Source organism: Trichocoleus sp. ST-U1 (genome assembly GCF_039961835.1).
Taxonomy (GTDB): domain Bacteria; phylum Cyanobacteriota; class Cyanobacteriia; order Cyanobacteriales; family FACHB-T130; genus FACHB-T130.
Map to the genome: position 1 here is coordinate 1 of NZ_JAMPJZ010000083.1, position 21,665 is coordinate 21,665.

The window sequence follows — 21,665 nt, forward strand, 5'->3', positions numbered from 1 at the left end:
AGCTCCGTATACGGCATACCAACTCCCCAGTTTCTTGATGCTGATCTACTCCCTTATTGTGCAATCTCGATTATGAACTGGCACACTACTTGACCATTCATGCAGGAGGTCTATTCAAAAAATTGATAAGGATTGAATTCTTGCAAGGCAATTTTGACTTTCGTTTCTGTCTTTGTCCGCAGTAGCGAGTACGCAGCCCACATTACCTGTGCCGATTCATCCAGCAAAGCAGGAATCACCAAATCTAAGCCTGACTCGCCATAATAGAGGGCACCGCTTAATGCAAGAATTCTTTGCGCTGACACTGCACTAGCCAAGCGTCTCTTAACAGCTTCTAACCCGCCAAAGATAACAGCAAGACTAATGGAAATGTCTAATGAAAGGTCTTGAATCGCAACTAATTTGCCTTGATAAAATGTCATCCCCAAAAGAGGTTTTAAGAAGATTCCATCAATGAAGTCTTTACCTAAGGTGATTGTCCCAGTAAAACGGGTAAAAATTTTAAGATTCCGATAACAAAAACCACTACGGTTATCGTAGGTTGGCATAACTCCTTCTATAGGTTTATGACCACCAGTAACACTACCGACAGTCATTTCCTTCAAAAACAATTCTTCATTAACAATTTCATAGGTTGAATAAAATCCTCTCCGGCAAGCTGTAGAAAATAGAATCTCTTTCATCCCATAGTCGTCCGGTCTAATTAAGACTCCTTCTTTTATTACGTTTGAAGGAACTGATTTCTCATTTAACAAATCAAATATTTTATCTTCTATTCCATCAAAATCTATCGATTCTTCGGCTGTAGAATTAATCCCATCAACCGGATATTTTAACGAAGGTTCTAAGCCAACTAAATAGTAAGTTTCTCCGTTATAGATAAATTTTTCCCTGATTTGCTCTGTCATAGCAATAAAAGAATCTTAAATTCGATGTCTAAATGATATTTGTAAGAAAACCACAGATTTTAGTTTGCACTTCCCCAAAGGCTAATGTTAATTTTAAGTAAAATCTCTTCTAATAACCCCTCAAAAGTCTTGTTCAAACGCTAAAATTCCCCACCCTAAGCCTTAAATGCTCCACAAGCGAAAGCATCTCAATCTACAATAACCTCTGTCTTCAACTGCTAACCAATTCGCTCCAAACACTTGCTCTGGGGTGCTGTCCAAGCACGACTTATTACATTACTAATTCTTGGAGTATGCCTCGCACACAAGGAGCATCCCGGTTTTGTAAAACTTCCATTTCCATCAAAATGAGGATACTGGGTAGAGAGTCAACGATTAGTCAGCCCCTAAACACGGGGTAGCTCCCGCAGTGTCAAACTGATTCAGGTCATTTAAGCAATGTTGTATGTGCTGGTGACTGGCTGCGCTTGGCGACTGTTGCCTTCGGCTACAACCCGCTTTGAGGTAGAAGGGCACCGCCCCTAGAACATAGGACTACAGACAGCTTGGGATAACTCGACTTTTGGCGAATAGTCGGGGACTTTCAGCTTTAGTAAAGTAGCTGCGATACTAGGCACAGAGTCACTTTTATGCCAGAAGGATCGGATAAGCAGCGCAGCCACTTGGGTACGGGATGGTCTTTCCCACTACGGGTGAACGTACAGGGAGGGCTTCAACTCAGTTCGGCAGAACGGAATATTGAAGAATCTATTCGGATTATCCTGCGGACTGAAATCGGAGAAAGGGTGTATCGACCCAATTTTGGGTCGCGCTTATCGGAGATGGTCTTTGCGCCCATGAATACTCAAACCCTTCTCCTGTTGCGCTTGCACGTCCAAGAAGCTCTAGAAATGTGGGAGCCGCGCATTGTCATCGATTTGGTGCGGACTGACCCCGATCCCATCCGAGGTCGAGTGGATATTATTGTGGAATACCATCCTAAGGGCACTTATGATGCTCGGAGCTTGGTCTATCCTTTCTATCTGAACGGCAAAGAGGAGTGATGGTTCATGAGGGTTTTGAGTAACAAGAGAATTCTTTAATTCAAAATCCCTACTCATTTATCGCATTTCTATAACTTTTGCCCAATTACTAATTACCAATTCCTAGTTACCGATTATTTATTAATAATGGACTTTGATTTTTTACCCAAGTTACCGAAGTCTGATTTAGATGATCGGACATTCAAAGATTTAGTAGATGAGTGCATTCTACGGATTCCTCGCTATTGTCCGGAGTGGACGAATTATAACCCTAGCGATCCTGGCATCACGCTGATTGAGCTATTTGCGTGGCTGACCGATCAAATGTTGCTGCGGTTCAATCAAGTTCCCCGTCGCAACTATGTTGCTTTTTTAGAGTTACTAGGGGTTCGCCTGCAAGCTCCGGTTCCCGCTCAGACAGACCTGACTTTTTATCTGAGTGCTGCTTTGCCCGAACCGTATACGATTCCATCTGGGGTAGAAATTGCGACCGTCAGGACAGAAACTGAGCAAGCGATTGTCTTCAGTACCAACCAGCCGCTGGTGATTGGCAAGCCCAGTATCCGACATTTTCTAACCGCTCAGACGGTTGAAGATACTCCCCAAATGTTGCGCGATCGCTTCACGAACCTTTGGACTCTGCGCCCTGACGGTGAGTGGATGGGCAGAGAATTAGCCTTTTTTGATGAGCAACCCCAGCCGGGAAATTGCTTTTATCTGGTATTCGACCCGGAGGACGAATGCGAAGGGAATGTTTTGGCAGTCAAGTTTAAAGGAGAAGTTGCGACATCTACTGGGATTAATCCCGACGCGCCTCCTCGCCGCTGGGAAGCTTGGAATGGCGCGTACTGGCAGCCGGTTTTGTTGCAGGAAGCTGATGATGGCACGAAAGGATTTAGTTTCAGCGAATTCGCTCGGACTGGAAGCAATCCCCTCCAAAGTGGGGACGTCGTGCTACATCTGCCCCAACGCTGGCCTGTGAGCCACTTCCTCACCTACCAGGGTCGCTGGCTGCGCTGCGTTTATAGTCACATCGACCCTACGCAACCGGGTTACAGTAGTTCTCCGCGGATTGTGAGTTTGTCGGCGAGGGCGATTGGTGGCACCGTCCTTGCTTCTCAATGCGAACAGATTAGAAATGAACTTTTGGGAGAAAGCGAGGGTAAGCCTGGTCAAACTTTCCAATTGCAAGGCGTTCCTGTCTTGACACGGCGGGAAGATGAATACATTTTGGTAAGTCCGCCTGGAGCCTTGCCTCAAATATGGACAGAAGTCAATGACTTTGCTGATTCTGGCCCTCAGGATCTTCACTACACGATTGACTCGCGGACTGGGATGGTTCAGTTTGGCCCCCTGATTCGAGAACCCGCCCAACTCCAGCAGCAGACTCAGTTGCGCGCGAGAACGCAGATGCAGCACCTTGTGAGCGATCGCCTGTTGAATGCTAGCGCCCGTCCCGAAGAAGTGCGATCGCTAGAGCGTCAATATGGTGCAGTGCCGCCCAAAGGCTCGGCGATTCGGATGGTCGCTTACCGCACGGGAGGAGGTCGAAAAGGCAATGTTCAACGGGGAACCATTACTATCCCCAAGTCAGCCGTTCCCTACGTTGCCAGAGTCATTAACCATACCCCCGCCCGCAACGGTGCCGACGCCGAATCTTTGGAAGACGCCGTCATCCGAGTGCCAGCAATGCTCCGCACCCGCGATCGCGCCGTCACCCCCGAAGATTTTGAGGTACTGGCGCTACAGGCAGCAGGTGGTGGCGTTGCTCGTGCCCGTTGTCTGACTCCTACCGATAGTAGCGAAGCAGGAACCGTTCGACTGATGCTGGTGCCCCAAGCGAATACGGATGCGATCGCGCGAGGCGAAGGCATTCACCCAGACCTATTTTCCCTCAGCCCTCAACTGAGCGAGCAAATCCATGCTTACCTGAACGAGCGACGACTGCTGGGAGTGCAAGTGCGTCTGCAAGCACCTGAATATGTCGGAGTGTCTGTTCAAACTGAAGTGGCACTGGAGCCAGAGTACAATAACCCCCGTGCCCAAGAAGAAATTCTGCTGAAATTACGGGTAGCGTTGTACCGCTTCCTCAACCCACTTACTGGCGGAATGGATGGGAAAGGCTGGCCTTTTGGACGCCCCGTTTATCCTTCAGACATTGTCACCTTATTCCAGCAAATTCCAGGCGTTCGCTATTTAGGTGTGGTGCAGCTGTTTGAGTTGCGTCAGCAGGAACAAACCTGGGTTCGTACACTGCCTCAAAATCCGGTCATCGATCCCGGCCCTTTAGGGCTAGTCTGTTCCTGGCTGAACACTCGCCTGCGCTCCGGTCATGTCGTCAACCTCATTCAATAAAGGACTGAGGGATGAGGACTGTTAGCGAAGCGGTGCGAAGCACGGACTCAGTGCAAGTGTGAACAGAATGAGAAAGTAGTATCAGTTCTTCTCAATTTTTAACTGCTGGCTTCTGGCTTTCCACTGTCTGATTTTTCACTGAGTTTTCCGCCCTCACCCCTGATTTTCAGCACTCACCACAGACCATGACTCAAAGCACGTCGCACGGTAAAATCTTACACCTGACACTCACCCCCATGCAGCTTGCCGAGGCAGTTCAGCCAGTGGGGGCGAGTAGCACGGCTAATGCCCTGGCACTCAGTGGCAGTGTCAGTACCGAAGGCATGACGAGCAATCAATTGCTCGTGTATCCAGGCGAACCCAGTGAAATGGTGGTGCAGCTAAAAAACCTGGGAACCCGAATCCTAGACGTGAGCCTGCAACTTGAGGGCAACTTCCCAAGCCAATGGTGTCGCATTGGGATGGAGGGGCATGAAATTGCTCCAGGTCAGCAGATGGATGCGGTGTTATATTTCCAAATCCCAACCAACTTCTTTGAGAATAACCAGTCTTTGGAGTCGGGCGAAACCCTAGTCGTTGATTATCATAGCCGCCTTTATGTGTACTACACAGAGCTAGGAGGAACTGGAGGGATTGCTACACCAGGTCGGCAACTAATTGAATCCGCAGCTTTCAACCTTTATGTACGTCCCCGCAGTCTCTACCTGGATTTTTTGCCCAGTCTCTATCGGGAAGTAGACTTTATTGGTCGCTTTTTAAAGATTTTTGAGGAGACTTTTGAACCCGCAGTGCAGTCGATGGATCTGTTGTGGGCTTACTTAGATCCTTTGACTGCGCCGACGACGATGCTACCCTTTCTAGCCCACTGGGTAGCATGGCCGATGGACCCTCGATGGAGTCTAAATCGGCAGCGATATCTGATTCGTCAGGCGGTAGAACTTTATCGCTGGCGAGGAACGCGACGGGGGTTGCGGCTCTATCTACATCTCTATACAGACTTGCCACTCGATGAGCATCTCCCTGAAGAAGCTGATAAGCACATTAGTATTGAAGAAATCTTTGGTAAAGGTTTCCTTTTAGGGGAAACCCGCCTTGGCGAAGACTCCATGTTGGGCGGTGGGCGTCCTTATCACTTCATTGTACGCCTGCGACCTGAGCGACCTGGTCAAGTTGATGAAGGATTGGTGCGGCACATCATCGACCAAGAAAAACCGGCTTTCTGCACTTACGATCTGGATATCGCAGAGGTAATCGGTAGTGGGTAATCTGAGTAAAAAAACCATGAGTCATTAATAATTAGCAATCATTAATTAGCCATTAATCATTATGTTTCCACCACCCCCAACGAATCCTTTAGAACGTCTCCAAGTTACTGATGGTCTGTTGATGAATGCCGACCGTTGGCGTCGGGCACATGAGTACCACCGACAGAGACAGAATATCCATTATCAGTCGCTCAATCAGCCAGGAATTGTCTGCGGTTTAGGCGTGCGCTTGATCGCAGCACCAGCGGAAGTCGCGCCGCAATTCCGGGATGGACGTTGGGTACAAATTCAGCCGGGAATTGCGATTGATTTAGCGGGAAACCCGATTGTTGTTTCCGAACCGATTGAATTTCGGGTGTCGGGTGAGACGCTGACAGAAAATCCTCAGATGGTTTATCTAGCGATTAGTTATGTAGATCCGGAGAAATTGCGCCGGAAAGAGTCTCGTGAATTTGAAAAGGAAACCTTCCGGTTAGATGAAAAGACCACTCCACCGAGTGAAATGGAAGTGGAATTGTGCCGAATTTTTCTGCAATCCGAGTCAGAGGAATTAGAGAATCCCAAGGATGTATTTTTTCCGACAGTTAATAGCTTAGATTTACGTTATCGAGCGATCGCGCGATCGCGTCCTCAAGCAGTTGTCCGCGTTGCCCAAGTGACGCAGCAGCAACCTGCCGATGGGCGCAGTTTTTCCAATCTTTCGTACTTACTCAATTCGGTTCCTGCACTTTACCCAAGCTTGCAGGGAGCGGATCTGATAGGACAAGTTCCCTTTTTGGGTGCCGAAAAGTCTTTGCCGCTTGCCGCTTTAGGCTATGACCTGCTTTACTTTACAGGTCGTCAAGCACTCTCTCTCAACGATCGAGAATTTGAAGCCCTCAAAAATTATTTAGAGACAGGGGGTGTTCTGCTAGTTGATGCTGCTACTGATGCCATAGAGCTGATTGAGAGCATCATGGCGATCGCTCAACAACTCGGAACTCCTTTAGAGGATATCAAACGCTTGAGCCGAAATCATCCCTTGCGGACACAGCCTTTCTTGTTTGCAGCCTTACCTAGTTTAAATCAACAGCCCATTCAACTCGGCTATGGAGGAGGAATTATCTTAGTCGTTGGCAATCTCTCAGCAGCATGGGGATTAGATGACAAGCTTTTACTACCGCGAGAAACGATTCGTACCGCCCAAGAATTAGGAATAAACCTTCTGCATTTCGCATGGCGCAAGCGGCAACTCACCCAATTATTAAGGGCAGACAATCCTGTGTCAACCGTTGCTAAACCGTCTGTCAAACAAGTGATTTTTGACAAACTACAATTTTAAAAGATTCTCCACTTCAAACACAAACTAGGCATCTTTCCGATGTTCTTATTTTTTGCTAGCAACGGCTAACAGTTATTTAGATATCTAGGTACTAAAGTAATTCTAATGAACTCATAAAATTCTCTCTTGTTTCCTTCTTCCTTAGCGCTATTCGTGTCTTCTCGGTTCATAAAAAAGGTAGCTCTCCTCAATCAAATAAGACTGCTATCGCTAAAAAGGTATATTTTCGATGGTAAATAAAAGTTTAATCTACGCTAAATTATCCACCCAGCTACTTCGATACAAACCGGGAGGGATACCCGCTGCCTTTGAAGTAACAGTTACGAATGAAAGCAATCAATTTGCAACTTTTCAAGTAGAACTACTAGCCGCTGGTGCTGACTCTAGTTTAGCTAATTCCTGGTATAAACTATCTCCAGGAATTAGCGCCAAAACACCCCCTGGAGATAGTACAAAGTTTTATGTAGCGATTACTGACACGCCCGTTCCTGGGTTTGTCGGCAAAATGAATATCACCGTCCGCATCTTCTCAATGGAACTGCGGGAAGAAGAAAGACAACTTTTGAGGATATCCATTGAGCAGGGAACTGGCTCTATCCCCATGCAGGTTGAGCTGCCAGTCCGAGAATTTGTTGTTCATCCGACAGATTTGATCGAAATACCAGTCTGGGTATACAATCCCAGCCAACTGTCCACCAACGTCGTGCTACATTTTGCGGGCATAGAGCCGACTTGGCTAGCCGAGAGTGCCGAACGACGGCTGCAAGTTGCACCCGGTAGCAAGGTAGAAACAAGTTTCTTATGCCAAATACCCATTGCCACCCTTGCTCCCAGCCAGGTATACCCTTTTTCCGTTGAATGTACTCAGCACAATGGTCCTCCATCAAAGAATGCAGGAGCCATTAAGGTTGTTGCTGCGGGATTTATAGATTTCAGTTGCACCCCAGCCTTACAGCAAATCCCTCCATCGCGGAATTGGCTGCCGAGATGGAAGTCTAACTCCGCAACTTACAACCTCAATTTTGAGAACGCCAGCAATCTAACGCAGCAAGTGAGTTGCGAAGTCAATGCGGAAGATCGGCGGAGATTCCATTTGCAGATCATCCCTGAAGTGGCAGACCTGAAGCCAGGTGAGACGACTCAATTACAGCTAGTCTGTACGAGGAAGCGGCGCTGGTTGGGTTCAGTTCAAAGATTTCTTTTGGAAGTTAAGGCGATTGTGTCGGATGAGCGCTTAGATGTCCGAAATGACACCCAAATCTTGAAACTGCTTGTCCGGCCAGTTCTCCCTATCTGGATGCAGTTAACTGGATTAATCTTGCTGCTTTTCTTGCTCTGGGCGCTGTCGTGGCTAAACCCTTACAACCCATTTTGGGGACACAAAGCTTCTGTCACGTCGGTGCAATTTAATGGACTCGGAGAGCAACTCATTACTGGCTCGAATGACCAAACCGCAATTAGATGGCGCACTTCAGGCTTTCTGAATCCCTTGCTTAATCAACAAATGGGAGTTGTGGGAAAGGCGGGTAAAGCTGTGCGGGTCATCCGCTATAAACCAGTAGACAATGATGTGGTTGCCGCAGGCCTGGAGAATGGAGAGATCCAGCTATGGAATGTATCGGGAGAAAGAAAGCAACCGATAAATTCTTTCTCTTTTCAAAAGGACGATCGGGTTTTAGCTCTAGAATTCACCAAAGACTCGCGTTATCTATTAAGCGGTCACGGGAGTGGCTTAGTTGCAGTGTGGGATGTGGAACGCGACCTCGACAATCCTAACGCTACCAATCAACCGCTGCGAGGGAAGAAATTTGATTTTGTCGTGAATGCTCTGGCATTGGTGGGAAAAGCGGATAAAAACCTAGCGATCGCAGGACGCTTCAACCAATTTGTCGTCTGGAATTTGGCAAAAGACAAGTGGGGGCGCGTATCCTATCCTCGCCAAGGAGGTCAGGAAGATTACATCGTCAGCTTGGATAGTGCTGAATACAAGCCGAATCTTTTAGTCACTGCTGATAACCAGGGGTACATTACCTTATGGAATATGCAAAAATGTCTTGCCGAGCAGGGACCTTGTGAAGTTTTGGATGAATGGTCGGATGGTCATGGCGGCAAGTCAGTTCGCTCGGTAGCATTGAGCGCAAATGGTTGCTACTTGGTGAGTGGAGGGGATGACGGACGAGTGATGCTTTGGCCTCTGACTGCTGAAGGTAAGCGGGATTCTCAGTTAAAAGGCAGAAAAATCGATGGCTCGTTTGGTCAGTCTTGGCATATTAATAGTGTAGATATTAAGACGGTCGGAAACTCTATCTTTGTGCTGAGTGGTAGTGACGATACTGAAGTGAGGTTAAAACGTGCGGATCGGCTACCCCAACTACAGTGCGACCAACAAAACTGAGGTGAAAAAACGGAGAACTGAGCGAGAAGCCTCACTGAGTTTTCAGCCGTGTAGAGACGCCGATTTATCGCGTCTCCTCAGTCCTTATTTCTGGGGAGGGAAACAATGACAACGAGACAACCGTTCGATGCTGGTTCCTTAGAGAGACAGGATGAAAAAGCCGGTGGTCTCACCATGGTCGATGTCCTGACGCTGCCTGAGTCCCAGCGACAGATCGTGCAATGGATGATGCGTAAAAAATCCGAAGTTAGTCTGGCTGAGGTGGCAGATCGTACAGGCTCAGGGGAAGACGTAGCGATCGCGCTGTTGGACGATCTGGTTGCTCAAGGCTTTGTACAGGAGACGGAAGTAGCAGGCGAATTACGCTATCGGATGCGTCTTGCTGCCAAACGAGGCGCTCAGCAGTTACCTAAAACCATCCACCAAGCGCTGGCTCCCGGTAATCCCCTCGCGGTGATCCTCAATCCTTCCGGAGACTACGCCCTCGTCGCCGGAGCGACCTTCGATCTCTGCATCACGGTCAGCAACAAGGGCAATCAAAGCGCCTTAATTGATATTTTTATCGATGAAGTATCCCAACCGCTCCGTCAGTGGTGTACTTCTCCCCATCAGCGACTGGCGTTAGGTTCCAACTCTACCAGCGAGGTCATCTTTCAGTTTCAGGTGCCAGTCGAGACGAAACCGGGCACCTACCCCTACCTGTTGGTCGTCGATGCGCCGCAGCACTACCCGGAAGATACCCCGATCCGCCATCAAGCGCGACTTCAGGTTTTACCGCCGATTGAGACTGCCATTCGGGTTAGCGATCCTACCTTTAGTCTTCAGCCAATCACCAGTTCTGCGGTTCCGGCTCGTCTCCAACCCGGTTCGCTGTTGCAAGTTGTGGTGAACGTACACAACCGCTCTGCCAGAGTCGATCGGTTTCGGCTGATGTGCCCGGATTTGGACGAGAAATGGTTTAGCGTGCGTTATCCGGAAGGGCTAGAGTCGCCGGGACTGGTGACAACGACGACAGGATTAGACCTCAACCCCGGAGATACTGGGCAAATTCTGCTGGTGTTAAACCCGCCAATGGACGCGCTGGCAGGAACTTACTATCCTACCGTTCGCTTATATTCTGTTAACAATCCAGACTTGGTATTGCTGGATGTCATTTACCTAGAAATTCTCCCGACTTACCTTCTGACCGTAGAATTCCGCACCCTGGTCGGTAAGGTGAGACGCCTATCCGGATTGTACGAACTCAGATTAAACAATGGGGGCAACACCTCGCGCGAGGTTATCCTGCGAGCCAAAAGTTTGGATGAGGAGGATGTGTGTTCTTACACGGTCTCGCCTTCCTTGATACGGATAGCGCCTTTTTCCTTAGCCATCGCCGAAGTTCAGGTAAAACCGCTCAAGTGGTGGCGTCGCCCTCTGTATGGGGGAGGGAGGTTGATCGGCTTCGGCGTTGAAGTTGAAGATACGCAGCAGTTGCCCTTAATTAATGATGCCCCACAAGGGACGTTGTATTGGGAACCCCGTCCTTGGTGGCAGTTCCTGTTGGTACTACTGCTTTCTTTAGGAATTCTGGTAGCGATCGCTTTCCTGATTTGGTTGATCTTCTTTAAGCCAAAGCCGTCGCCAAAAATTCTTCAATTTAGCTCTTCAGATGCTCTCTATCAAGCATCTGAAGATGACTTAATTCGTCTGAGTTGGCAAATTCGCCACCCAAATCAGATTCAGTCGCTCTTGCTCACCGGGCAATCGCCTGACGGTACAGCTACCGTTGAACCCATTTCTTACGATTTCCGCCAGGGTGTTCCAGAGCAACTCAAGTCATTTTGCGCGATTCGTCAGGTTTTAATCTGCAAAAATGTGCGGACAGATGCCCGCAAAGCCGGTGACTATGTTTTTGAACTGAAAGTCTTCTCCAAAAAAGGAAAAGATGTCGCATCGGATACGCTGAAGACCAGTCCGATCAAAATTGAACCGGAGCCTCCCCCAAAAATTATCGAGTTTTCCTCTACAAGACCGATTTATGCAGAAGTCCCTGGTAAGCCCACCAATGCCAATAAAATTCACCTCAATTGGAGAGTCGTGAATCCAGAGCAGATCAAAGAGTTGCAGTTGATCGGGCGCTCGCCTGACGGTACGGTAAATAGTGTATTGAAGCGGTTTGACTTCAGCAAAGGTGTTGCAAAGGGTTTGGCAAAATACTGTACTGCCGAAGCAGCGCTAATCTGTAAAAATGTGCCTACAGATGCCCGCAAACCAGGAGACTACATCTTTGAAATGATGGTCGTTCCCAATACAGGACAACAGGAACCATCAGATTCCAAGAAGACGGATGCGATTAAAATTACAGCCCAACCTTCGAGAATTGTTAATTTTAAAATCAACAATCAAGAAGCTTTACCCAAATATATTGTTCCAGTCAATCAGGTAAAACCTGGTGAAATTCTTAAAATATCTTGGAAAGTAGAAGGCGGCAGCAATATTAAAGTTGAGCTGCTTCCGGCACCCGGTACGGTTCCCGTTCAGGGCAGTATCCCCTACACTCTCAGTCAGAAACCGGGTAGTGAAACGATTACGCTGCAAGTCACCAATGGAGCTGGCGAACAAATTAGCAGAGCGGTTACCATTGAAACTTTTGAACCGCCACCCCCACCGCCACCTGCTGCCTTAGCCCCGGCTCTACCTACCTTAGTCCCCGCTCCACCTACCTTAGCCCCGGCTCCAATCGTCCCACCGCCGCTGCCCCCAGCGCCCCCTCCCGGAGCAGCGGGTGCCCCCGCCGCAACCTCTGCCCCTGGTACCCCAGAGGCTTCTGGCACGGGTGCCCCTGCTGCCGGTACTCCTGCTGCCGGTACTGCCACTGCTACTCCTGCCGCTGGTACTCCTGCCAATCCTGCTACCGTACCAACCCCCAGCGAACCAGGTTCGCTCTCGCCCTCTGAATTACCCCCCCGTCCTGACTGACTGAATTAACGGCTGGGTAAGTAAGCGAATGTAATTCAATTGAAGATTTTTGGAGGTGGGATTGACCTAGCAAGCCCAACACTTACAGGGGTGACGCGATCGCTTAGCCCATCCCACAAATAATTAATCCTACTTACTGACTAGGTCTTGGGGTTGGGAGCAATGTATTTAATTAGCTTTTCCCCCTTACGGCTCTGTCAATCTTAATTAAAGGAGTAGGGAATTTGCGACTAAAAAGTTTCTAAAACCCGTCAAAATTTTATTGAATCAGCACTACTTAATACCTGATGCCAACAAAAATGTAAAGGAAGGTTAACAATTCAGGATTTTAGAAATGTCAGCATTTTTAAATAAAAATCCACTGCTAGAACGCCCATTCTATATATAGAAAGTAAAAACAGCGTGGAGCAGTGGAAGTGTCAATCTGCTGGAGACTAGACTTGTTAATGTTTTTGTCTTAAAACTTAGTAGCGCCGAGAAAAGCCACCGCTACTGGGTCTGCGATTACCACCGCCGCCAGAGGGTCCTCTATCTTCACGAGGTTTGGCTTTGTTAACTTTCAAATCTCGACCCATCCACTCCGCTCCATCTAGAGCTTCAATGGCAGCCGTTTCTTCAGCTTCAGTTTCCATTTCTACAAAACCGAAACCCCGTGGGCGGCCTGTCTCGCGGTCAGTGGGTAGCTGAACCCGCTTAACAGTTCCGTATTCGGCAAAAACTTGGCTGAGGTCTTCTTGGGTGACGTCGTAGGATAGGTTGCCTACATAGATTGACATGGAAGTATCTCGCTTTCTGCAGATGGTGTAGAGACTTAGATTCGGAGAGACGCCTGTCAACGTAGACAACCAACTCACTTAGCCGAATTAAATTCTCAGTGATTAACTTAGCACAGGATCGGGCTTCAGGCATTCGCCATCAAGGAAAACAATATGAAATTTGTCAAGGGAATGATTTCGTAATTTAAAGAGTGACAATTTTCTGCGAAGCATTGCGGTTTATACACAAGGTAAAAACAACAGCTATACAGGGGTTCTAACCGCTACGGATGCGGGAAAAGTCATGGGTTTTGGAATCTTTACGAGACTGGATGCTTCTTAGCATATAGAGTGGGATAGCGATTATGGCAGATGTGGCTTTTAAGAACTTTGACAAAAAGTGGCTACTCGACTGGCACAAGTGACTCTCGCCAGCGCACACTTAAAGATGTACTCAAGAGGCTCCTGAACTCTTCTTATGTTTCCAGCTGAACCTCCGGCTTCTGGTAGTGGCTTTCGCGCTCTGATGAAGAATCGGCCTTTTCTCATTCTTTGGGTAGGGCAGATCGTGTCTCAGGTAGCAGACAAGGTCTTCTTCATTTTGTTGATTGCGTTGCTGGAAAACTATCAGACGTCGCTGATGGGGGCAAATTCTATGCGTTCTGCCATCATGGTAGCTTTCACACTACCTGCAATCTTCTTTGGCTCAGCTGCCGGTATTTTTGTAGATCGCTTTCCAAAGAAGCAAATTATGGTGGCTTCTGATTGGATTCGCGCTTTATTGATACTATTGCTTCCGATATTGCCAAAGCAGTTTTTAGTTCTCTTAGTAATTACGTTTTTGCTCTCGACAGTTACGCAATTTTTTGCCCCAGCAGAGCAGGCGGCGATTCCCCTATTGGTCAAGCGCGAAAATTTAATGACAGCAAACGCGCTGTTTACAACCACCATGATGGGGTCTCTGATTGTCGGTTTCTCTGTGGGCGAGCCGCTGTTGAGTCTAGCCGGAACTTGGGGGGGAACCTATGGTCAAGAATTCTTGGTGGCGCTTCTGTACCTGTTGGCTGCTGGTCTCAGCCAGTTAGTGAAAGTCGTAGAAGCTCCGATTCCGATTGAGTCGATCGCAGTTCATCCTTGGAATGATCTTAAGGAAGGCTTCCGTTATTTATGGAAAAAACGCCTGGTTCGGACTGCGATGGTACAACTGACGATTCTATATTCGGTGTTTGCGGCTTTAACTGTACTGGCAATTGAGCTGGCAAAGGAAATTGGTCTCAATGAGCCGGGTCAATTTAGCTTTTTATTATCCGCTGCTGGGGTGGGTATGGTCTTTGGTGCGGGGGTGTTGGGGCATTGGGGCGATCGCTTCCACCACAAGCCTTTGCCTCTATTGGGTTTTTTGAGTATGGGCTTTGTGTTGGGTGTGTTTACGTTGACGACAAATCTCTGGATGGGCTTAGGATTAAGTGCGCTGTTGGGGCTGGGTGCCTCGCTCATTGGCGTACCCATGCAAACTCTGATTCAAGCCTCAACCCCAGAAAATATGCGCGGCAAAGTCTTTGGGTTTCAGAATAATGCTGTCAATATTGCACTGAGTGCGCCGCTAGCGATCGCTGGCCCACTTACGGATCAATTTGGTTTGCGAGGCGTTCTTTTGGGAATGAGCATTATCGTGAATATCGTTGGGGTCTGGGCGTGGCTCAGTACCCGTAATGTTTTGGAAGATGTCATCTAGTTTGAAAGGAGGACTGAGGAGTAACATCTCGTAGCCAATCCTTCCTAGAAACGCCTTTGCCTTGTGCTGGGTAAGGGGACGCGCTCAGCGTTACAACCCGATTGAAGGCGCGTTCATTAAGTCAGCCGCCCTTAGCCAGTATCCTTGGCGCACCTCCTTCTTGGCGGCGTGAACCGAAACAATAAACCTTAAAGTCACAGAAAATAAACACTCGCGAGTTTTTGGGGGGTTAATCCCTCGACAGGAATTGATATCAGGATTAGACTTAAGAATTAAACCCCTATTTCTAATGCTGAATTAGATAGAAATCTTAAAAAAGAACGTAGCTATAGTGAGAGGTTTCATGGTGCGATCGCAAAGCGTCTCGGAAAAAGAATCAATACGTCAAATGAGCAGCCGCAGAACAGGTGCCTTTGCCCTGATTGACAGTCTGAAGCGTCACGGTGTTGAACATATTTTTGGCTATCCGGGTGGTGCAATTCTGCCGATATACGATGAACTGTATCGGGCACAAACGGATGGCGGGATTCATCACATTCTGGCAAGACACGAGCAAGGCGCGGCTCACGCGGCGGATGGTTATGCTCGTGCCACTGGCAAGGTAGGTGTCTGTTTTGCCACGTCTGGCCCTGGGGCAACGAACCTAGTGACAGGCATTGCAACAGCCCACATGGACTCGATTCCAATGGTGGTAGTCACGGGGCAGGTGGCTCTTAACGCGATTGGCAGCGATGCGTTTCAGGAAACCGATATTTTCGGAATTACGCTGCCGATTGTGAAACACTCCTATGTTGTGCGCGATCCCGAAGACATGGCGCGGATTGTGGCAGAAGCGTTCCACATCGCCAGTACGGGACGTCCGGGACCCGTGTTGATTGATGTGCCCAAAGATGTGGCATTAGCGGAATTTGACTATGTGCCGGTGGAGCCGGATACGGTGAGATTGCCGGGATATCGTCCTACAGTGAAGGGCAATCCTCGTCAGATCAATGCAGCGTGTACCTTACTTCGGCAAGCACGGCAGCCGTTGCTGTATGTGGGGGGAGGCGCGATTACATCTGGTGCCCATGCAGAAATTCAGGAACTGGCGGAACTCTTCCAAATCCCCGTAACAACGACGCTGATGGGAATTGGTGCCTTTGACGAGAACCATCCCCTCTCACTGGGAATGTTGGGGATGCACGGCACCGCCTACGCTAACTTTTCAGTGAGCGAGTGTGACTTGCTGATTGCGGTGGGAGCTAGATTTGATGACCGAGTGGCGGGTAAGTTGGATGAATTTGCTTCTCACGCCAAGGTCATTCATATTGACATTGACCCCGCAGAAGTCGGAAAAAATCGCGCTCCGGAAGTTCCCATTGTCGGCGATGTGCGGAACGTGTTGATTGACTTGCTGCGCCGATGTCAGGAAACCAACGCGGCTTTTGAGCCAAATCAAACGAAAGCATGGCTGGAACGCATTAATCGCTGGCGGGAAGACTATCCCCTCGTGGTGCCCCAATACCCCGATAGTCTGGCACCGCAAGAGGTGATTTCAGAACTAGCGAATCAAGCTCCCCAAGCCTACTACACGACAGACGTAGGTCAGCACCAAATGTGGGCGGCGCAATTTCTCAAAAATGGGCCGCGTCGGTGGATTTCTAGTGCCGGTTTAGGCACGATGGGGTACGGGATGCCAGCGGCGATGGGTGCTAAGGTAGCGCTGCCAAACGAACAGGTGATTTGTATTAGCGGCGATGCCAGTTTCCAGATGAATTTACAGGAACTGGGCACACTGGCACAATACGGCATAAATGTCAAGACTGTTATTATCAATAATGGCTGGCAGGGAATGGTGCGTCAGTGGCAAGAGGCGTTCTACGGAGAGCGTTACTCGTCCTCAAATATGGAAGTGGGGATGCCGGATTTTGTGATGCTGGCAAAGGCATTCGGGATTAAAGGAATGTCGATCCGCGATCGCTCGGAACTGAAAGATGCGATCGCCGAAATGTTGGCTCACAACGGCCCCGTTTTGCTGGAAGCCCAAGTTAAACGGGACGAAAACTGTTACCCAATGGTGGCTCCTGGCAAGAGTAACGCTCAAATGATTGGCTTGCCAGAACGCCGCAAGTTGGAAAAAGCGACAGAGCTAGTATATTGCAGCGGTTGCGGTGCGAAAAACATCGCCAGCAACAACTTCTGTCCGGATTGCGGCACCAAAATTTAAGGGTAATCAGCGATCGGCGATGAGTTTTTGACCGATTGCTGATGGATTCTTAGCTTTTGGATTACCGATCCTTTCCCTTGGAATATTAAACTGAGACTGGCGATTGATAGCCAGTCTCTTTATTTTTAGGGTGAATCTGGAACAATTTAGATGCGATCGCCTTTACCCTTCAAAGGTGCGATGGCACCATCTAAAAGGATTCGCACACTGTTTTTTAAGCCTTTAGTAATCAAAAGATTACTTATCCTTTACCTTTGGGGGTTACAGTGGCAGTGGCTATCCATCGCCAAATTTTCATAGCTGGAAATAATTACAGCCATGCCTCCAACTTCCAAAGCAGTTCTAGCAATCGAGCAATACGATCCCAATGAAGGGCGTCGTTTGCATTTTTATGCCAAGGGAGACCTAATTCCCCTCGTGCCACAGGGCATTTGGCAGATCGATCGAGGTTTGGTGCAGCTGAGTACCCTTTGCCCGAATGGTGAAGAAGTGTTGCTGGGTTGGGCAGGAACTGCAACATTCTTTGGTCTTTGGATGACCTTGCTGCAAGCCTATCAGGCAACGGCGCTCTGTGATGTCTACTTAAGATGGTTTTCAGTCACAGAAATTGAAGCTTCCCCACGTCTATCTCAGATGATTTTGCCGCAAATGGGACGACGGATGCGGCAAGCAGAGGCACTTTTAGCCATTGTCGGACAGCGACGGGTCGAAGATCGCTTGCAGCGACTGTTGTTGCTGTTAAAAAAAGAAATCGGTCAACCTGTGGCGGGTGGAACTCGTCTGGGGGCACGCCTCACCCATCAACATATCGCCAGTGCCATCGGTACCACCCGCGTGACAATCACGCGATTGCTCAGCAAGCTACAGCAACAGGGATCGATTAGCCTGGATTGCGATCGCCACATTATCCTAAAAGATGAGAGCTTTGCCAGCATCTCTGATTGGTGAGTCGCATTTGTTAGGAGTAAGCTTCTGTCTCTCTCAGTAATTTCGGTTCCATCGGCAACGAATCAACAGCCCGCTGGGTTGATTGTCGTATTGCATGGCTTTGGAGGGAATGCCCAACAGTTGGCATCCTTAGCCCCATTTTTGAATTTACCGGAGTATCAGTTTTTGGTGCCCGATGCCCCTTTTACAAATCCCTATGTAGCGGGGGGGCGAATGTGGTACGAATTTGGAAAGCCAGGAGGTTCGCAGTCTGCGGATTTAGTCAAAAGTCAGCAAATGCTAACTGAGTGGCTCAAATCTTTAGAAAGTTCTACCGGCGTCCCTCTTTCACGCACAATTTTGTGTGGATTTTCTCAAGGCGGAGCAATGACGCTGGATGTAGGATTGAATTTACCTTTAGCGGGTTTAGTCGTGTTGAGCGGCTATTTGCATCCTCTCTCTCCAAAACCTGATGCGACTTATCCACCTGTATTAATTTTGCATGGGAGACAAGATTCTGTGGTGCCGCTGAGTGCTGCCCAGAAGGCACGGGACGCTTTAACAGCACTAGGAATATCGGTACAATACCAGGAATTTGATATGGGGCATGAGGTTCAACCGGCAGCTTTAGAAGTGATGCGGAAGTTTGTCAAGGCAAATATCTGATCGGCGCTAGCCGCTAATAGCAGTCGTCAGAGTGAAATGGGTAGTGGGTGTTGAGTCTTCCCTTCCATTCCCCATTCCCACTCGGTGAAATCTCCGGTTTAAAGCTAGTAGACCCGCTAACTTGACGTTTTTTATATTAAGCGATCGCCAGTAATGGCGTTAAGATAAAATGGTTTGTTGCATCTGTATAATACATGGCACAGATGCAGATTGAGGGAGGCGCGGTCAATGACAACTGTTAGCATTTCCAACCGGGATATTTCTGCTGTAACGGCAACTGAAGTGGAACAGCTGGCTGTACGGCTAGAGCAAGATAATTACACCAATCCTTTTGAAGGATTGGATGATTGGCATTTGCTCAGAGCGATCGCTTTTCAACGTCCAGATTTAGTTGAACCCTACCTCTACCTACTGGATTTTCAACCCTTCGATGAAGCTTAAATGCAAAGTGGCAGACGAGTTCTCATAGGGATAGGCGGCGGTATCGCCGCCTATAAAGTTTGTGAGGTAATTTCGGCGCTTGCAAAGACTGGGGTGGAAGTTCGGGCGATTCTCACGGATTCGGCTCAAGCATTTATCACTCCGCTAACCGTAGCAACGCTGTCCCGTCATCCTGCTTATACAGACGAAAATTTCTGGCAGCCGACACGCGGACGCCCTTTGCATATTGAGTTGGGAGAATGGGCAGAGGTTTTTGTTATTGCTCCTCTCACTGCGAATACCTTAGGCAAGTTAGCTTATGGTTTCGCTGACAATCTGCTCACGAATACCGTCCTCGCTTCAACTTGTCCAGTGCTGTTAGCACCGGCAATGAATACGGATATGTGGGAACAGGTGGCAGTGCAACGCAATTGGCAACAGGTATTCGCAGATAAACGCTATCACAGTGTTGGTCCCGGTGCTGGACTGTTAGCTTGCGATCGCGTTGGTGCTGGACGTATGGCAGAGCCTGCTGAAATTTTGCCGCAAATTACATCTCTATTGCACACTGGCGGGAAGCGAGATTTAGCCGGGAAACGAGTTTTAATTAGTGCTGGAGGAACGCGAGAGCATCTCGATCCGGTGCGCTTCATCGGCAATCCTTCGACTGGCAAAATGGGATTCGCATTGGCACAAGCTGCACTGCATCGCGGCGCATCTGTGACGCTGGTGCATGGGCCAATGGAGACGCCATTAATCGCCTCTCTACAAAAAGTGCAATTGATTAGTGTGATGAGCGCCCAGCAGATGCAGCAGGCGATGTTAGAGTGTTTTCCCGATGCCGATTTGATTGTGATGTCGGCGGCGGTGGCAGATGTGAAACCCGCCGAGTATAGTACCCAGAAATTGCCGAAGCGATCGCTTCCCGCTGCCTTACCTCTAGAATCTGTACCCGATATCGTGGCAGAATTGGCGAGTCTCAAACAGCCGCATCAAAAGTTAATTGGATTTGCCGCCCAGACTGGGGATATTGTAACGCCAGCCTTGGAGAAGTTGCAGAAGAAAAATTTGGATGCCATTGTTGCCAATCCTATCGATCAAGCCGATGCTGGTTTTGGCAGCGACAACAACCAAGCCGTATTTCTTGACAATCAAGGGCGCAAAGTAGAGATTGAACCCTGTAGTAAATTGCAGATGGCTCACGCTTTATTTGACTTTGTTCAAGGTGCTGGCTAAAAGGACAAGCGGTGCTTAGATCCCATCATTTTTCAGCGATTCTCATCGCTTCTCCATCTATTTTTGGTTGGACAGAAGCCGATTTCTTAGATTCATTAAAAAGTGCGGCTCAAGATGCCCATCTAACTCCCGTTGGTCAGCTTTCTTTTACTTTTCAACCACAGGGAGTATCAGCAGTTCTTTTACTGGAAGAATCTCACGTTGCCTTGCATTTTTGGCCTGAAGAAGGGAAAGTTACCGTTGATATCCATGTGTGTGATTATCAGCAGGATAATTACGAAAAAGCAAAAACTCTTGCTGAATTACTTACTTTGGAGATTGGCGACAATTCCAATAATGAGCAGTGGAAATATTTCTGCGTTACTGGTTAATTTAAACAGCCCAAGCGATTAAAAATGAAGCCGCAATATAAGCAAAAGCTTCAATTAGTCCAGCACCCAAGTTCGGGATTTGTTGACGTGCAATTTCGTCTGATATTTTTACTCCTGGCACTAAAATTAAATCTGCTACCCAGCGAATTACAATCAGTGAGGCTAAGCAAAATAGGAGTGTTAAACCATATTGAGTAAAACTAATTACCCAATTTTGAAACTCGGCGGCAAATGCTACGCGCACGATATTACCTGTGGCAATAAGTAAGCCCGCTAACGCCACACCAGCAGCAGGATTATTGCGCCTTTCAATCTCTCCAAATACATTGTATTTAGTGACACGAGGATAGAGAACGCTCACCAAAACGAGTACGCCTAAGCCAACGATCCAGCAGACAAACCCTACCAGCCAAGTGCCACTTTCCCCGCCGAGTGCGGCGCTGAGAATGAGTCCATTAGCGATGTGATTGCCAAATTCTACAGCAGCAGCGCCTGTGTTCCGTTCTTCAAGAATTTCGCGCTTACAATCAAAGCAACGCAAAATTAAGCGATCGCCTACCCAAGCGCCAGCCAACATGAATAAAATGACTGTTGCGCCATAGCTTACCAAATTGAGTAATTTGTCCTGCCAATTGCCTGAAGGTTGTCCTAAAACACCACCCAGCGCAATGACGATACCGAGGTAGTATCCGACAAGAGCGATCGCTACGGCTGGATTATCTTTAACAAATAGTTCCAAGTTTAATTCCATGCGACGAAATAGTTTTTGGTAAGCGAGTTGTCCCAGCCAGAACAACCCAAAGCCTACGACTAGCTCTAGAAGAATAAATCCTAGTTGACTAACTTGTTCCACTACTTAACTCCTTCTCAATATTTCTTTGATATTCAATTAATTCGATATTTTTAAGTGTTGTAATAAGCCAATTATTGTATCTGCTAGTTGGTCATAAAAAAAGTAATCATGAGCACCGATAGTTTTTACTGGTACGCCACCAAACTGACTTTTAAACCGGGAAAATTTTGCATAGCTATGATTAGGATCGTGAGTAAAACCATAGAAATCATAGAAAGTGCAACCGCGTGATTTTGCCCGTTGCATTGCAGCCCAGTGTAAACTGTAAG

Annotated in this window: 17 protein-coding genes; 13 read left to right on the forward strand and 4 right to left on the reverse strand. The window is 48.1% G+C overall.

Features of this window, described 5'->3' with window-relative positions:
• Positions 1–110: 110 nt before the first annotated feature.
• Positions 111–908, reverse strand: a complete 798-nt coding sequence (locus NDA06_RS21810) for a hypothetical protein (RefSeq protein ID WP_190986560.1) — start codon at positions 906–908, stop codon at positions 111–113.
• Between the two features lie 629 nt (positions 909–1,537).
• On the opposite strand from NDA06_RS21810, the gene NDA06_RS21815 reads away from it, so the two are divergent.
• The 6 genes from NDA06_RS21815 to NDA06_RS21840 all read left to right on the forward strand — a co-directional run bounded on the left by NDA06_RS21815 (position 1,538) and on the right by NDA06_RS21840 (position 12,227).
• A complete protein-coding gene (locus NDA06_RS21815) occupies positions 1,538–1,951 on the forward strand; it encodes a GPW/gp25 family protein (protein ID WP_190412625.1) in 414 nt (137 codons plus the stop codon).
• Positions 1,952–2,077: 126 nt separating this feature from the next.
• Positions 2,078–4,285, forward strand: a complete 2,208-nt coding sequence (locus NDA06_RS21820) for a putative baseplate assembly protein (RefSeq protein WP_190986561.1) — start codon at positions 2,078–2,080, stop codon at positions 4,283–4,285.
• Positions 4,286–4,470: 185 nt separating this feature from the next.
• Positions 4,471–5,550: a phage tail protein gene (locus NDA06_RS21825; RefSeq protein WP_190412627.1), complete on the forward strand. Its 1,080-nt coding sequence runs from the start codon at positions 4,471–4,473 to the stop codon at positions 5,548–5,550.
• Positions 5,551–5,611: 61 nt separating this feature from the next.
• Positions 5,612–6,871 (forward strand): DUF4159 domain-containing protein, encoded by a 1,260-nt coding sequence (locus tag NDA06_RS21830; protein WP_190986562.1) that lies wholly within the window; start codon positions 5,612–5,614, stop codon positions 6,869–6,871.
• A gap of 229 nt (positions 6,872–7,100) precedes the next feature.
• Positions 7,101–9,266: a hypothetical protein gene (locus tag NDA06_RS21835; RefSeq protein ID WP_190986563.1), complete on the forward strand. Its 2,166-nt coding sequence runs from the start codon at positions 7,101–7,103 to the stop codon at positions 9,264–9,266.
• A 105-nt stretch (positions 9,267–9,371) separates the two neighbouring features.
• Entirely contained in the window at positions 9,372–12,227 is a 2,856-nt protein-coding gene (locus tag NDA06_RS21840) for a hypothetical protein (RefSeq protein ID WP_190986564.1), read from the forward strand.
• Between the two features lie 464 nt (positions 12,228–12,691).
• Here the strand turns inward: NDA06_RS21840 and NDA06_RS21845 are convergent, their stop codons facing one another.
• Positions 12,692–13,003 (reverse strand): RNA-binding protein, encoded by a 312-nt coding sequence (locus NDA06_RS21845; protein WP_190986565.1) that lies wholly within the window; start codon positions 13,001–13,003, stop codon positions 12,692–12,694.
• 457 nt (positions 13,004–13,460) lie between these two features.
• Here NDA06_RS21845 and NDA06_RS21850 point away from each other — a divergent pair, with 457 nt between their 5' ends.
• From NDA06_RS21850 to NDA06_RS21880, 7 genes are all read left to right on the forward strand, one after another.
• Positions 13,461–14,717: an MFS transporter gene (locus NDA06_RS21850; protein ID WP_190412632.1), complete on the forward strand. Its 1,257-nt coding sequence runs from the start codon at positions 13,461–13,463 to the stop codon at positions 14,715–14,717.
• A 343-nt stretch (positions 14,718–15,060) separates the two neighbouring features.
• Positions 15,061–16,923, forward strand: a complete 1,863-nt coding sequence (ilvB, locus tag NDA06_RS21855) for a biosynthetic-type acetolactate synthase large subunit (protein ID WP_190427129.1) — start codon at positions 15,061–15,063, stop codon at positions 16,921–16,923.
• A gap of 318 nt (positions 16,924–17,241) precedes the next feature.
• Positions 17,242–17,871, forward strand: a complete 630-nt coding sequence (locus NDA06_RS21860) for a Crp/Fnr family transcriptional regulator (RefSeq protein ID WP_190427127.1) — start codon at positions 17,242–17,244, stop codon at positions 17,869–17,871.
• A gap of 24 nt (positions 17,872–17,895) precedes the next feature.
• Complete coding sequence (locus NDA06_RS21865) at positions 17,896–18,516, forward strand: alpha/beta hydrolase (RefSeq protein ID WP_190427142.1); 621 nt, start codon at positions 17,896–17,898, stop codon at positions 18,514–18,516.
• Positions 18,517–18,744: 228 nt separating this feature from the next.
• Positions 18,745–18,957: a DUF2555 domain-containing protein gene (locus NDA06_RS21870; RefSeq protein WP_190818072.1), complete on the forward strand. Its 213-nt coding sequence runs from the start codon at positions 18,745–18,747 to the stop codon at positions 18,955–18,957.
• Positions 18,958–20,172 carry a bifunctional phosphopantothenoylcysteine decarboxylase/phosphopantothenate--cysteine ligase CoaBC gene (gene coaBC, locus NDA06_RS21875; protein ID WP_190986566.1) on the forward strand — a complete coding sequence of 405 codons (1,215 nt, stop codon included), beginning with the start codon at positions 18,958–18,960 and terminating at the stop codon, positions 20,170–20,172.
• A gap of 11 nt (positions 20,173–20,183) precedes the next feature.
• Positions 20,184–20,543, forward strand: coding sequence for an S-adenosylmethionine decarboxylase (locus NDA06_RS21880; protein WP_190986567.1), 360 nt, complete (start codon positions 20,184–20,186; stop codon positions 20,541–20,543).
• A gap of 1 nt (position 20,544) precedes the next feature.
• Here the strand turns inward: NDA06_RS21880 and NDA06_RS21885 are convergent, their stop codons facing one another.
• Together NDA06_RS21885 and NDA06_RS21890 are read right to left on the reverse strand one after the other, a co-directional pair.
• Positions 20,545–21,396 carry a DUF350 domain-containing protein gene (locus NDA06_RS21885; RefSeq protein ID WP_190534750.1) on the reverse strand — a complete coding sequence of 284 codons (852 nt, stop codon included), beginning with the start codon at positions 21,394–21,396 and terminating at the stop codon, positions 20,545–20,547.
• 36 nt (positions 21,397–21,432) lie between these two features.
• On the reverse strand, positions 21,433–21,665 hold a 233-nt coding region (locus NDA06_RS21890), incomplete at its 5' end, for a peptidoglycan bridge formation glycyltransferase FemA/FemB family protein (protein ID WP_348251851.1).